Source organism: Aliarcobacter vitoriensis, from assembly GCF_048320235.1.
Lineage (GTDB): Bacteria > Campylobacterota > Campylobacteria > Campylobacterales > Arcobacteraceae > Aliarcobacter > Aliarcobacter vitoriensis.
Window position 1 is genome coordinate 2,339,412 of the sequence record NZ_CP182882.1, and the last position, 13,450, is coordinate 2,352,861.

14 protein-coding genes and 1 pseudogene are annotated in these 13,450 nt (G+C 27.4%); 11 read left to right on the top strand and 4 right to left on the bottom strand.

Annotated elements, in window-relative coordinates; genetic code table 11:
• Nucleotides 1-3: 3 nt before the first annotated feature.
• Both ACNSOS_RS11605 and ACNSOS_RS11610 read right to left on the bottom strand, forming a co-directional pair.
• The gene (locus tag ACNSOS_RS11605; RefSeq protein ID WP_418185423.1) at nt 4-582 is read right to left on the bottom strand and encodes an ABC transporter substrate-binding protein; all 579 of its coding nucleotides are present in this window, start codon (nt 580-582) and stop codon (nt 4-6) included.
• 4 nt (nt 583-586) lie between these two features.
• Nucleotides 587-1,330, bottom strand: coding sequence for a VacJ family lipoprotein (locus ACNSOS_RS11610; protein WP_418185424.1), 744 nt, complete (start codon nt 1,328-1,330; stop codon nt 587-589).
• A gap of 148 nt (nt 1,331-1,478) precedes the next feature.
• Here ACNSOS_RS11610 and ACNSOS_RS11615 point away from each other — a divergent pair, with 148 nt between their 5' ends.
• From ACNSOS_RS11615 to ACNSOS_RS11635, 5 genes are read left to right on the top strand one after another with little or no spacing between them, the layout of a single operon-like run.
• Nucleotides 1,479-2,189, top strand: a complete 711-nt coding sequence (locus ACNSOS_RS11615) for a YebC/PmpR family DNA-binding transcriptional regulator (protein ID WP_113893997.1) — start codon at nt 1,479-1,481, stop codon at nt 2,187-2,189.
• Nucleotides 2,190-2,208: 19 nt separating this feature from the next.
• Nucleotides 2,209-2,784 (top strand): hypothetical protein, encoded by a 576-nt coding sequence (locus tag ACNSOS_RS11620; RefSeq protein WP_113893995.1) that lies wholly within the window; start codon nt 2,209-2,211, stop codon nt 2,782-2,784.
• An 8-nt stretch (nt 2,785-2,792) separates the two neighbouring features.
• The gene (locus ACNSOS_RS11625; RefSeq protein ID WP_418185425.1) at nt 2,793-4,418 is read left to right on the top strand and encodes an OmpA family protein; all 1,626 of its coding nucleotides are present in this window, start codon (nt 2,793-2,795) and stop codon (nt 4,416-4,418) included.
• 9 nt (nt 4,419-4,427) lie between these two features.
• On the top strand, nt 4,428-4,943 hold the full coding sequence (locus ACNSOS_RS11630) for a Rab family GTPase (RefSeq protein WP_113910272.1): 516 nt from the start codon (nt 4,428-4,430) through the stop codon (nt 4,941-4,943).
• Complete coding sequence (locus tag ACNSOS_RS11635) at nt 4,940-6,145, top strand: diguanylate cyclase domain-containing protein (RefSeq protein WP_418185426.1); 1,206 nt, start codon at nt 4,940-4,942, stop codon at nt 6,143-6,145. The genes ACNSOS_RS11630 and ACNSOS_RS11635 overlap by 4 nt, the downstream gene beginning before the upstream one ends.
• Nucleotides 6,146-6,182: 37 nt before the next feature.
• On the opposite strand, the gene ACNSOS_RS11640 is transcribed toward ACNSOS_RS11635, so the two are convergent.
• Nucleotides 6,183-6,944, bottom strand: coding sequence for a M48 family metallopeptidase (locus ACNSOS_RS11640; protein ID WP_418185427.1), 762 nt, complete (start codon nt 6,942-6,944; stop codon nt 6,183-6,185).
• 306 nt (nt 6,945-7,250) lie between these two features.
• Here ACNSOS_RS11640 and ACNSOS_RS11645 point away from each other — a divergent pair, with 306 nt between their 5' ends.
• From ACNSOS_RS11645 to ACNSOS_RS11670, 6 genes are all read left to right on the top strand, one after another.
• On the top strand, nt 7,251-9,827 hold the full coding sequence (locus ACNSOS_RS11645; RefSeq protein WP_418185428.1) for a bifunctional aconitate hydratase 2/2-methylisocitrate dehydratase: 2,577 nt from the start codon (nt 7,251-7,253) through the stop codon (nt 9,825-9,827).
• 102 nt (nt 9,828-9,929) lie between these two features.
• On the top strand, nt 9,930-10,376 hold the full coding sequence (locus tag ACNSOS_RS11650) for a phosphoribosyltransferase (RefSeq protein WP_418185429.1): 447 nt from the start codon (nt 9,930-9,932) through the stop codon (nt 10,374-10,376).
• A 12-nt stretch (nt 10,377-10,388) separates the two neighbouring features.
• On the top strand, nt 10,389-10,778 hold the full coding sequence (locus tag ACNSOS_RS11655) for a DUF423 domain-containing protein (protein ID WP_418185430.1): 390 nt from the start codon (nt 10,389-10,391) through the stop codon (nt 10,776-10,778).
• A gap of 29 nt (nt 10,779-10,807) precedes the next feature.
• On the top strand, nt 10,808-11,308 hold the full coding sequence (locus ACNSOS_RS11660; RefSeq protein ID WP_113893979.1) for a YajQ family cyclic di-GMP-binding protein: 501 nt from the start codon (nt 10,808-10,810) through the stop codon (nt 11,306-11,308).
• A 7-nt stretch (nt 11,309-11,315) separates the two neighbouring features.
• Nucleotides 11,316-11,897 (top strand): NUDIX domain-containing protein, encoded by a 582-nt coding sequence (locus ACNSOS_RS11665; RefSeq protein ID WP_418185431.1) that lies wholly within the window; start codon nt 11,316-11,318, stop codon nt 11,895-11,897.
• Nucleotides 11,898-12,323: a c-type cytochrome gene (locus ACNSOS_RS11670; protein ID WP_113893975.1), complete on the top strand. Its 426-nt coding sequence runs from the start codon at nt 11,898-11,900 to the stop codon at nt 12,321-12,323.
• Between the two features lie 5 nt (nt 12,324-12,328).
• Here ACNSOS_RS11670 and ACNSOS_RS11675 read toward each other — a convergent pair.
• Nucleotides 12,329-13,024 (bottom strand): annotated as a pseudogene (locus tag ACNSOS_RS11675) (methyl-accepting chemotaxis protein); the annotation flags it as partial.
• Nucleotides 13,025-13,450 lie beyond the last annotated feature (426 nt).

Consider the following 13,450-nt stretch of genomic DNA (forward strand, 5'->3'; position numbering starts at 1 on the left):
GAATTATTGGTTTTTAAATTGTTCAAACATTTCATCAAAAGATTTCTCTTTTAACAATCCTGCAAACTGTTGTCTATAAGTTTGAATGATACTTACACCAACCAAATCAATGTCATAAATATACCACTCTTTATCTTTTTCATAAAAATTGTAATTTACATCATAATTTCCATCTTTACCAACAAGTTGAGTTTTTAATTGAAGTCTCGTTTTATTATATGGTTCTAAAGATATGATTTTTACTTTTTGGTCATTGTAAAGTTCAAGTTTTTCACTATAAGACTTTTTTAGCTTCTCTTCAAAAACTTTAACAAATGCATCTTGTTTTTGTTCATCTATACTTTCCCAAGCATCTTTGCCTAACGCAATTTTTGCCATAAGTTCAAAATCAAAAGCATCATCAACTATATTTATAATTTCTGTTTTTTTATCTTCAAAATTTAAATCTTTATTCTTTAATACTACTAAAACACTATCGATTTTTTTCGACATTTCTTCTTGTATATCATCTTTTTTTAATGCAAAAGCATTTGAAGATATAATTGTTATTATAAGTGCAATTTTCAAAAAATATTTTTTCATTATTCTATTCCTCTATCTCTTTAGTTCTTTTTTGCTTATAAACATCTCTTAAATATGGATATAAATCTAAAGCATCTTTTTTTATTACTTCATAAAAATTAGGGTTAAATGAATACTCATTTACTTTATAAACAGTATCTATACCTAACTCTTGAAGAGTGTTTTGTGGAATTTTATAATCTAAAGTATTATGACCTAGTTGACTTGTAGGTGACACTATAAAATCTCCTGTTAGTCCAACCATATCTCTTAGATTTGAAGGACCTATAAATGGTAAAACAACTGGAAAGCCATCTCCAATACCCCAATACCCAAGTGTTTGCCCAAAATCTTCTCTATGGATTTTCATACCTATTACATCTGTTGCTGGGTCCATAAATCCACCAATTCCCCAAATTGTATTTATAAAAAATCTTCCCATTTCTTCTGAAGCATTTTGAAATTTAAATTGTAAAAGGTTATTTACAAATCTTACTGGGAACATTAAATTTGTAAAAAAGTTGTTTATACCTGTTCTTGCAGGTTTTGGTACAACATATGCGTAACCTTTTGAAACAGGAGTTAAAACATAAGAGTAAAATCCATCGTTAAAAGAAGTCATAGTTCTATTATAACCACTTAATGGGTCAAAAATATCTTCAGTTTTTGAAGAAAATTCAGAATCAAATTCTTCTGGAAAATCATTGTTTATTGGCTCATTTGCAAAACTTAATAGTGTAAAAAACATTATAAGAATTAGTTTTTTCATACCATATCCTTTAAAATAAAGCGATATTATATAGAAATTTAATAGAAGATAACTTTAATGATGCTTTTTTTTCTTTGGTTTAGTATATAATAATTTTAAAAAAGATATAATAGAATTAAATTTTAAAAAATAGATTTTGGAGTAATTTATGGGTAGAGCCTTTGAGTATAGAAAAGCAGCTAAAATGAAAAGATGGGGAAATATGTCAAGAGTTTTCCCAAAATTGGCAAGAGCAATAGAAGTAGCAGCAAAAACAGGAGTTCCAGATCCAGAGATGAATTCAGCTTTAAGAACAGCGATTTTAAATGCTAAAGCTGAAAATATGCCAAAAGCTAATATTGATGCAGCTATAAAAAGAGCAACTGGAAAAGATGCAGCAAATTTTAGTGAAGTAAACTTTGAAGGAAAAGGTCCTCATGGAGTTTTGATTTTTGTTGAAACAGCAACAGATAATAATACTAGAACAGTAGCAAATGTAAAAATGTATTTTAACAAAACACAAGGACAAGTTGTACCTACTGGTTCTTTAGAGTTTTTCTTTGATAGAAAAGCTATTTTTGAGTTTAATAAACCAGAAAATTATGAGCTTGAAGATTTAGAAATGGAATTAATAGATGCTGGACTTGAAGAGCTTGAAGAAGAAGATGGTTTATGTTTGGCTTATGCAAACTATACAGACTTTGGAAATATGAATAATAAGTTTGAAGAACTTGGTATTGCTTTAACAAAAGCTGAATTAAAAAGAATTCCAAATAATCCTCAAGAGTTTAGTGAAGAACAACAAGAAGATATAGGAAAACTAATAGAAAAACTTGAAGATGACGATGATGTTCAAGCTGTTTATACAAATATTGCGTAAGCTATTTTAGGAGATGAAAATGAATGAAAATCAAAAAAACATAGGTGAAACTACTGGTGAATTAGGAAATGTTGACCAAATAAGAGAAATTTTATTTGGTTCTCAATCAAGAGAACTAAATAAAAGATTTGAAAAGCTTGAAGTTGATATTAAAAGATCTTTTGATGATTTAAAATCAAAAATTGAGTTTAGCCAAAAAGAGTTTAATCAAAAACTTGAAAATGAAGTTGAATTAATATCAAAAAGAATTAAAAACCTAACAACAACTCAGCAAGATGAGTTTGCAGATATAAAAGATGGTAATTTAAAACAAGAAAAAAGAATTCAACATAATATAGATCTATTAAATGAAGAAATAGGTGTAAAAATAGAACAACTTACAAAAGACCAAAGCGATAGTAAAAAATCTTTAAGTGAAGAGTTAAACTTTTTGAAACTTGAAGTTTTTGAATTTATTGAAGATAAATTGGCTCAAATGAATAATATTAAACTTTCAAGAGATGATGCTGCTGAAATTATGATGGAAGCAGCTTTAAGAATAAAAGGAAATAACATTCAAAGCCAGTTAAACTTAATAGAAGAACCAAAAGAATAAGTTAAGATATGAATGAACTACAACGATTGAAAGAGCTTTTATTAAAAAAAGAGCTTGAAGATTTTGATGAACTTAAAAAACAGATTGAAAAGCTTGAATTTGAATCAAATAGTAGTGAACATATCAAACAAAAAATATCTCCTGTTGTAACAACAGCCATAAAAGACAATATTAAATCTTCAAGAGATGATGTTGTCGATAGTTTATATCCAATTATAGGAAATATGCTTACTAAATATGTAACTAGAACTTTTGAAGATATGATAAATTCTATTAATAATCAAATCAGAAATAGATTTTCTTTTAAAGCAATAAGTAGAAAGATACGAGCAAAAGCAAAAGGTGTTAGTGAAACTGAGCTTTTGATAAAAGAGAGTACAAAAGCTTATATAAAAACACTTTTTTTAATAGACAAAAATAGTGGAGTTGTTTTGACAACTTTAGAAAACAAAAATAGCAATATAACTGAACCAGAAATGGTTGCTTCTATGCTTACAGCTATCAGAAGTTTTGTGAATGATTGGGTTGAAAAAAATGATGAAAATAAAGAGTTAAATACTATTGATTACGGTGGAAGTAAAATTGTAATAGAAAGTAGTACGAGTTGCTATTTAGCAGCTATTGTTGATGGTGTTGTAACAAAAGATGTATATAGAAAACTTGATGAATCTTTAGCTTTAGTTGTATCAAAATATGGTTCAAAAATAAGAGAATTTGATGGAAATTTAGCCAATCTATCAATAGATAAAATAAATGAAATTTTATTACCATTAATGAATTATGAAGAGTATATAGAAGAACACAAAAGTATTCATCCTATAATTTATATTGTTCCATTATCTATACTATCAGCTATTGGATATTTTATATATTTATACATTATTGATACTAATTTAGAGAAAAAAGCAAATGAGATTTTGTATAAAAATCCAGAACTTACTATTTATAGATTAGAAGTTAGTGTAAAAAATAGAGATATTTTTATAAATGGCGTTGTTCCAAATACTTTTTATAAAGATATTGCTTTTAACTCTTTAAAAGAGTTACCAAATGTAAATAAATTAGAAAATAATATTCAAGTTATTGAATATATAAACAATCCAAAAGATATTTATGACAAAATAACATATTTAAGAATGGCATTAAATCAAAAAGATGGTAATAAGATAGGCTATATTTATGATTATCCAAATCTTAAAGTTACAGGTTCTGTTATTAGTAAAAACGAGAAAAAATATGTTGAAAGTCAATTCTCTTTGGTTGAAGGCTTAGAAAAGTTGGAATTTGATATAAAAATAGTCCCACCACAAATAAGTGATGTTATCCATTTTGATTTAAACTCTTCTGAAATTTTACCAAATCAAGAGTATAAACTTATAAACATTATTAGTTTACTACATAAATTAGATGATGATTTGGTTTTAGAAGTTTATGGATTTAGAGATCATACAGGTTCAATAGAAAGAAATGAAATTTTAGTAAATCAAAGAGCTTTAAATGTTATGAGATATTTGAAGCTAAAAGGAAATGTATCTCAAAAACTTGTTAATTTAGGTCGTAATGAAATTCCAGAAGGAATAGAAGAAGATTATCAAGAGCAGGGTAGAAGAGTTATTTTCAAATGGAAAGAGTAGAGGTTTTTTATGTTTAGTTATAAAATAGTTTTAGTTGGAGATTATGGTACAGGTAAAACAAGTCTTATAAGAAGATTTGTGGACAATAGCTTTAGTGAAGAGTACAAAAGTAGTATTGGTGTTGCTATATCGAAAAAAGAGCTAATTTCTAATATTAATAGTATAGAACATAAATCAATTATGATGATTTGGGATATTGAAGGAAAAACTGATTTTCAACCAATTTTTGCTCATCATCTTATGGGTTCAAAAGCTTTTATTATAGTTGCTGATGTAACAAGAAAAGAGAGTCTTGATTCAATAAATGAACATATTTTACTTTGCCAAAAAAGTGTTGGAACAGCTCCTATTTTTATTGCTTTAAATAAAAGTGATTTGCAACATGAAGAGATAGATTTAAATAGTATAAAATCTTTATCTTCAAATGTTATTGAAGTTTTTAAAACATCAGCAAAAGATGAAACTTGTGTAAATGATATATTTGAAATTTTGAATTTTACTGTTGTTGGAAATTTGATTAAATGAAAACTGATTTAATTTTACCAATAGTTTGTAGTAAATATAAGATAGCTTATGTTCTTTTTGATAAAGATTTAGCCATTATTGATTTTGTTGAAAATATGAGTGATTTTATTGAATATGATTTAAAAATATGCGAGAAATCAGATTTAAGAGAAGTTTTTTGGGAGTTTGTAGGACTAGAAGATAGTTTAAATGACTTATATGAAGATAAAAAAGAGTATTTACATCTTCCAATGATATTTAGAAATAATATATATTATGACATTAATGTTGAAATTTGTTTTATAGAAAATAAAAAATATTTTATAGCAATGTTTACGAAACAGCAGAATAATCTTATGGAATATTTCAAAAATATTCAAAAAATGAATGAAACAAATCTTCACAATTACAATACTAAAAAAACTTTCAATAAAATCAATGAAAAACTTATAAGCTTTCAAATAGATAATGATGGATTTATAAAAAATGCAAATAGTGCTTGTACTTCATTTCTAGGATTAGAAGAGAAAGAGTTAATAAATAAACATCTCTCAGAATACTTTTTTTCAAGAAATAAAAAAATTGATTTAAATAGTCATAGTAGCATCTTAAGAGCAGAAAATAAAGATAATATAGAGATATTTTTTCATGCTGAGATTATAAAGATTAATAATGATATATCATCTGACAAAATTATAGTTTGTCAAGATATTACATATCTAAAAAAGATAGAAAGCGAACTTGAATATGCAGTTAATCATGACAGTTTAACTGGACTTCCAAATAGATTGTATTTGACTAAAAAAATAGATGAAAATATAGAAAAATCTATAGAGAATAATTTATTCTTTGCTTTATGTTTTATTGATTTAAATAAATTTAAAGCAGTAAATGATACTTATGGACATCATGTTGGTGATATGTTATTAAAACATATTGGAGAAGTTTTAAAACATACTGTAAGAGAAGAAGATACAGTTGCAAGGCTTGGTGGAGATGAATTTGTTGTTTTATTGGAAAGCTTAGAATCAATAGAATATTTAGAAAAAACTATTTCTAGGATACAAGAAGTTTCTGGAAAAATGCCATTTCACTATAATAAAGATTTAATTATTGAATTATCATTTAGTTTCGGAACAAGTATATATCCAAAGGATGGAGAAGATGCTAAGACTCTACTTGAAACAGCTGATAAAGAGATGTATTTAAAAAAAAATAGATAGATTTTAAGTCTAATAAACTTATAATCTACCTAGTAAACTATTTTTTAGAATCTAATTTTCCAATAGTTTTTCTTATATCTTCCACTCTTTTAGATGAACTTGGATGTGTTGAAAAAAAATCATTCCCACCTTCTTTACCTTCGCTCATATTTTGCCAAAAGTTTATAGCTTCATATACATTATATCCAGCTTTGTGCATTAAATAAATTCCTATTTCATCAGCTTCACTCTCTTGCATTCTTCCATAAGGAAGCATAACTCCCAAGTTAGTACCAAGACCATAAGCTTGATTAAATGCATTTTGATATTGTGGAGCCGATGCTCCTAAAACAACATTTCCAACTATTCCAACACCTTGTTGAATCATATTATGGCTAACTCTTTCTGCTCCATGACGTGCGAGTGCATGAGCAATTTCATGAGATATTACAGTTGCAAGTTGATCATCATTTTTAGCATATTTTAAAATTCCAGTATAAACTACAACTTTACCTCCAGGTAAACAAAAAGCATTAGCTTGTTTATCATCTACTAAATTAAATTCCCATTTAAAATCACTTCTTTGTGCAACTTGTGCAATTTTTTGACCTATATTTTTAACTCTTTGAGAATCTTTTGTATTGTTTATAACTTTGACATCAGTTAAGGCTTCTTTATATGATTTTTCTCCTAAAGCCATCTCTTCTGAAGATGACATAAATATCATTTGTGAACGATTTGTATATGGAGCTTTATGTGTACAAGCTGAAAATAGAAAAGCTGTTAAAATTATCAAAATAATACTTTTTGTTTTCTTCATCTTTTTCCTTTTTAATTTTTTATGTAAATTCTAACAAAAACTATATATAAAAAACGATAAAATAAAGCTGTTTTGTACAAAAATTGTACAATGTATATATTGCCTTTTAATTTTAATTTAAAATCTCATTTGTAAACTAACTTATGATTTATATGTTGCTTAAATAATAAATTTCAAATTTAAAAAATAGTGTAACTTTTATTTACAAAAAATAAATTTGTACAACTATAAACAATAATTGTACATATTTATTTAAAGCTTTGTGATATAATTTAGCCAAATTCTTAAAATTTAATAGGAGATAATATGAGTTTATTACAAGACTATAAAGCACACGAGAGTGAAAGAGCTTCGCAAGGTGGATTACCACCATTAGCTTTGACAGCTCAACAAACTGCTGATTTAGTAGAGTTATTAAAGGCTAGTAAAGTTGAAGATGCTGATTATGCATTGAATCTATTTAAAAATAAAATTAATCCAGGTGTTGATGATGCTGCTTATGTTAAAGCTGCATTTTTAAATGATGTTGTTCAAGGTAAAGTAGCATGTTCTGTGATTTCAAAAGTTGAAGCTATTGAAATTTTAGGAACTATGATGGGAGGATACAATGTACCACCATTAGTTGAAGCTTTAAAAATTGCTGAAGTTGCTGATGCGGCTGCAGAACAATTAAAAAATACAATCTTAGTTTATAACTCATTTAATGATGTAAAAGCATTGATGGATTCTGGAAATGCTAAAGCTAAAGAAGTTATTGAGTCTTGGGCAAATGCTGAATGGTTTACAAATAAACCTGCACTTGAAGAAGAAATTACATTAACTGTATATAAAATTCCGGGTGAAACAAATACAGATGATTTATCTCCTGCAACTGTTGCATTTACAAGAGCTGATATCCCATTACATGCAACTGCAATGTTACAATCAAGAATGGAAAAACCATTAGAAAAAATGATTGAATTAAAACAAAAAGGTCATCCATTAGCTTACATTGGTGATGTTGTTGGAACTGGAAGTTCTAGAAAATCTGGAATTAACTCTGTTCAATGGCATATGGGAAGAGATATTCCTGGTGTTCCAAATAAAAGAACAGGTGGTGTTGTAATAGGTTCAATAATTGCTCCAATTTTCTTTAACACAGCAGAAGATTCAGGATGTTTACCAATCCAAGCAAATGTTGATGCTATTGATACTGGTGATGTAATTGTGTTAAAACCTTATGCTGGTGTTATTGAAAAAGATGGAAAAGTTGTTTCTGAATTTAAACTTGCACCAAATACTTTAACAGATGAAATGAGAGCAGGTGGAAGAATTCCACTTATCATTGGAAAAGGTTTAACAGCTAAAGCTAGAGAAGCTTTAAAACTGTCTGCTAGTGATAAATTTATTGCTCCAGAACAACCAGCTAATAATGGAAAAGGTTATACTCAAGCACAAAAAATGGTTGGAAAAGCTTGTGGTGTTGAAGGTATAAAACCTGGTATGTATGTTGAACCAATCGCAACTACTGTTGGATCACAAGATACAACTGGACCTATGACAAGAGATGAGATTAAAGAACTTGCTGCTTTATCTTTTGGTGCTGATATGGTTATGCAATCGTTTTGTCATACAGCTGCTTACCCAAAACCAGCAGATATTAAGTTAAGACATACTTTACCAGATTTCATTAATTCAAGAGGTGGAGTTACACTTAAGCCAGGTGATGGTGTTATTCACTCATGGTTAAATAGATTATGTTTACCTGATACTGTAGGAACTGGTGGAGATTCTCATACAAGATTCCCAATTGGTATTTCATTCCCAGCTGGATCAGGATTAATCGCATTCGCAGGTGTTACAGGTATGATGCCTTTAACTATGCCAGAATCAGTTTTAGTTAAATTCTCTGGAAATATGCAACCAGGAATTACTTTAAGAGATTTAGTAAATGCTATTCCATATTATGCAATTAAACAAGGATTATTAACAGTTCCTAAGAAAAATAAAAAGAATATTTTTGCTGGAACAATTGTTGAAATTCAAGGTTTACCAGACTTAAAAGTTGAACAAGCATTTGAATTATCTGATGCAAGTGCAGAAAGAAGTGCTGCAGCTTGTTCTGTTCAATTAAATAAAGAACCAATTATTGAATATTTATCTTCAAATATTGCTTTAATTGAAAAAATGATTGAAGAAGGTTACGAAGACGCTAAAACTTTACAAAGAAGAGCTGATAAAATGAAAGAGTGGATTAAAAACCCTCAATTATTAGAGCCAGATGCTGATGCTGAATATTTAGCAACAATTGAAATTAACCTTGATGATATTAAAGAACCAATTTTAGCTTGTCCAAATGATCCAGATGATGTTGCTACATTAAGTGAAATCTTAGCTGATGACAATAGACCAAAAAATATTGATGAAGTATTCGTAGGTTCTTGTATGACAAATATAGGATTATTCAGAGCTTTAGGAGAAGTATTAAAAGGTGAGGGTGTTGCTAAAGCAAAACTATGGATTGCTCCTCCAACAAAAATGGATGAAGCTCAATTAACACAAGAGGGATACTATGCAGCATTTGCAGCAGCAGGTGCTAGAATAGAGATTCCAGGTTGTTCATTATGTATGGGTAACCAAGCACAAGTTAGTGAAGGCTCAACAGTATTTAGTACAAGTACAAGAAACTTTGATAATAGACTTGGTAAAAATTCTAAAGTTTATTTAGGTTCTGCTGAAGTTGCCGCTGTTGCTGCACTTTTAGGAAGATTACCATCTGTTCAAGAATATTTAGACATAGTTGCTAAAAAAATCAATGAAAGCAATAAAGATGGAGTTTATAAATATCTAAACTTCCACCAAGTAAGTGCTGAAGATTTATCTATTCTTTTAACTTCAAGATAATTAAATAGTTTGTAAGAAGTATTAACTTCTTACAAATTTTTCTATTAAAAAACAAAATAAGCTATAACTTGATAATATATCTTTTTTAAATTAAGGATATTTTTGAATAAATTATATTATAGCTATGAAATTTTTAAAGAAGATACACAAAATCTAGTAAATTTATGTAGGAATTTTGAAGCCGATACTTTTTTAAGTATTGCAAGAGGTGGATTAACTCTTTCTCATCTAATGGCTCAAGCACTAAATCAAAGAAACTTATTTATAATAAACTCAATCTCTTATGATAGAAAGACTCAAAAAAATAGTCATGATGTTTTTAATATTCCAGATTTAAGTAATTCAAAAAAAGTATTAATAATAGATGATATTATAGATAGTGGCAATACAATGAAACTAATTTTAGAGATTTTAAAGAATAAATACCCAAATATTGAGTTTAAATTAGCAACTTTGTTTTATAAAAAAAGTGCTTTAATAAAGCCAGATTTTTATATAAAAGAAGCTAATTGTTGGATTGAATTTTTTTGGGAAGTTGATATAAAATAAAAGGAGTTTAAAATGGTTATGGATATAAAAGCAAAAAGATTTTTAGCATTTGCTAGTTTTTTATTAGCTAGTGCAGTAGCTTTGGGAGCTTTTGGTGCTCATGGATTAAAATCTATTTTAGATGAAAACATGCTAAAGGTTTATAATACAGGAGTTACCTATCAGTTTTACAATACATTTGGATTATTTATAGCGACATTTTTGTATATGTTGCGTCCTTATGCAAGAAAAATTTTATTATCAATTTATTTAATTACTATTGGAACATTGATTTTTAGTATATCTTTATATCTTTTAACAATTTTAAATATTCCAGTTCTTGGAGCGATTACTCCTATTGGTGGAACATTGCTTATAATTGGATATTTAACTTTAGCTTATGGTATATTAAAATCAGAATAAGTAATTAAAATAAATAAAAAGGATAAAAAATGGCAGTAAAAGAACATTCACTAGATATTTCAGCAAAACTTGATATGCAAGAGATGAAGAATGCTGTAATTCAAGCACAAAAAGAGATAGATAATAGATATGATTTTAAAGGTATTAGTAAAGAAATAGATTTAAATATTGGTGCAAAAACTATTACTTTAGTATCTTCAAGTGATAATAAAATAGATGCAATGTTAGATATTATGATTTCAAAGATGAATAAAAGAGGAATATCTATAAATTCACTTGAAGAAGTAAAAAAAGAAGATAGTAGTGGTGGAAATAGAAAATATATATATAAAATCATTGATAGTATAGAAAAAGATGAAGCAAAAAGAATTCAAACAGAGATTAAAAATCTAAAACTAAAAGTAACTGCTGTGAATCAAGGTGATACTATAAGATTGACTAGTAAAAATATTGATGATTTGCAAATAGTTATGAAGCATTTAAGAGGTCTTGATTTAAAAGCTCCATTGGTATTTGATAATTTCAAATAGGAAGTTTATGAAAAACAATATTGAAGATTTAAAAATTGAAGAGCTAAAAGAGACGAGATACATAAAACCAATTAGTGTAAGGTTTACTTTAAATGGGATTAAAAAAAGTTGGGAAGCAGTAAGAAGTCATGATAGTGTATCTATTTTGTTATATCATGAAGAAAAAAAATCTTTTTTACTTGTAAAACAGTTTAGAATGCCTGTTTATTTAAATGACAATAGTATTAAATATACTTATGAACTTTGTGCAGGACTTGTCGATAAAGATAAAACTATTGAAGAGATTGCAATTGAAGAAATAGATGAAGAGTGTGGATATAAAGTTGATATAAATTCTTTACAAAAAATTACATCTTTTTTTACAAATGTAGGTATAAGTGGAGCAAAACAGCACTTATTTTTTGCAAATATAAATGAAAATCAAAAAATTCATAGTGGTGGAGGAGTAAATGATGAACAAATAGAACTATTTTTTCTTCCGATTGAAAAATGTGATGAGTTTATTTTTGATGAGAATAAAGCAAAAACGCCAGGACTTATTTTTAGTCTTTATTGGTTTTTAAAAAATCAAAATAATTTTGGGTTTTAAATGAGATTTTTTATTATATTTATTGCTTTAGGTTTATTTGCTGATGAGAATATTACAAAAGATGATTTAGATATAAATAACTCTTTTATTACCAAATATGAGTATGGAAAAATGTTATACAATAATCCAAGAGGAATAGGCTGTAACAACTGTCATGGAGATGATGCTAGAGGGGCAAAAATTGTAGATTTTAAGCATACTCAAAATGATGAAGAGTATATTTGTTCAATCATTGCACCTGATATTAAATATATAGAATATAACAATTTTTCAAAAAAAGTTAATTCTAAGAAAAATGAGAATTTAAAATTTGAAAAACATCAAGTTTGCGATAAATTAATATATAAAGCAAATGTTATGCCAACATATTTTATGGTTGAAGAAGAAATAGAGGCTATTTATTACTATATTCAGAATATGAAGTGAGAAAGCTAAAAGCTTTCCCACTCATCAGTTTTACTTCCTTTTACAACTTCTACTTTTGATTTTGTATTTGAAGTAGTTTTTATAGCTTTTATTCTTGAAGTTTCTTCTATTTTATTATTTCGTTTGTTACTCTCTATTGTTTTACTCTTAACTTCATTTTTCCCCATAAACTCTTTCTCGTTTGCATCACTTACTATTAATTTTGCAATTTCATCTGTTACTATTGCAATATCATGTGTTTGACTTGCTACCATTGCATTTTGTTGTGTCTGTTGGTCTAGCTGATTTACTGCATCATTTATTTGCTCAATGCCAAGTAGTTGTTCATTTGAAGCATTTTGTATATCTGAAATAAGATTCATAGTTTGTGATATATTTGAATTTAAATCTTTATATCCTTCTATCATATTATTTGCTATATCTTTACCTTCATTTGCTTTTAATGTTGCTAATTCAACTATATCTTTTATCTCTTTTGCCGCTTCTGCACTTCTTGAAGCTAAATTTCTTACTTCTTGTGCAACTACAGCGAACCCTTTTCCAGCTTCTCCTGCTGTTGCTGCTTCAACTGCTGCATTTAATGAAAGAATATTTGTCTGGAATGCTATTTGATCTATTACACTAATTGCTTCATTTATTGCTGTAACTTGAGCATTTATTTCATCCATTGATACATTTGTTTGATTTGCTAGATTTTCACCTTGTGAAGCTGATTGTGTTACATTCTTTGAAAAACTTGCCATTTGAGCTATACTATTTGTATTATTTCTTATATTTGAAGTTATCTCTTCAAGTGCTGCTGCTGTCTCTTCCAAAGAAGCTGCTGCTTCATTTGAACTTAGGTTTAATTTATCTACATTTCCTAATAGTACATTTGAACTTTTATCTAATGTTAATCCATTTGATTTATTTTCAACTAACATTTGAGTTATTGAATCTCCAAGATGATTCACTCCACTTGCAAGTTTTAATAAATGTTCTTTTAAACCTTTTTCATTAATTTTATTTAAATAATTATAGTTTGAATATTGTTCTAATACTTTTAATACATTATCTATATTATTCTCTAAATTATAAGCCATATTATTCAAAACTTCTTTTAATTGCATCAAAGCTGGATTTGAAAC

Excerpts from the sequence above, each read along its gene's own strand:
- ACNSOS_RS11660 (WP_113893979.1), top strand. The coding sequence starts at position 10,808 with ATGGCAGTAAAAGAACATTCACTAGATATTTCAGCAAAACTTGATATG.
- ACNSOS_RS11645 (WP_418185428.1), top strand. The coding sequence starts at position 7,251 with ATGAGTTTATTACAAGACTATAAAGCACACGAGAGTGAAAGAGCTTCG.
- ACNSOS_RS11620 (WP_113893995.1), top strand. The coding sequence starts at position 2,209 with ATGAATGAAAATCAAAAAAACATAGGTGAAACTACTGGTGAATTAGGA.
- ACNSOS_RS11665 (WP_418185431.1), top strand. The coding sequence starts at position 11,316 with ATGAAAAACAATATTGAAGATTTAAAAATTGAAGAGCTAAAAGAGACG.
- ACNSOS_RS11615 (WP_113893997.1), top strand. The coding sequence starts at position 1,479 with ATGGGTAGAGCCTTTGAGTATAGAAAAGCAGCTAAAATGAAAAGATGG.
- ACNSOS_RS11630 (WP_113910272.1), top strand. The coding sequence starts at position 4,428 with ATGTTTAGTTATAAAATAGTTTTAGTTGGAGATTATGGTACAGGTAAA.
- ACNSOS_RS11655 (WP_418185430.1), top strand. The coding sequence starts at position 10,389 with ATGGTTATGGATATAAAAGCAAAAAGATTTTTAGCATTTGCTAGTTTT.
- ACNSOS_RS11605 (WP_418185423.1), bottom strand. The coding sequence starts at position 582 with ATGAAAAAATATTTTTTGAAAATTGCACTTATAATAACAATTATATCT.
- ACNSOS_RS11640 (WP_418185427.1), bottom strand. The coding sequence starts at position 6,944 with ATGAAGAAAACAAAAAGTATTATTTTGATAATTTTAACAGCTTTTCTA.
- ACNSOS_RS11670 (WP_113893975.1), top strand. The coding sequence starts at position 11,898 with ATGAGATTTTTTATTATATTTATTGCTTTAGGTTTATTTGCTGATGAG.
- ACNSOS_RS11625 (WP_418185425.1), top strand. The coding sequence starts at position 2,793 with ATGAATGAACTACAACGATTGAAAGAGCTTTTATTAAAAAAAGAGCTT.
- ACNSOS_RS11635 (WP_418185426.1), top strand. The coding sequence starts at position 4,940 with ATGAAAACTGATTTAATTTTACCAATAGTTTGTAGTAAATATAAGATA.
- ACNSOS_RS11610 (WP_418185424.1), bottom strand. The coding sequence starts at position 1,330 with ATGAAAAAACTAATTCTTATAATGTTTTTTACACTATTAAGTTTTGCA.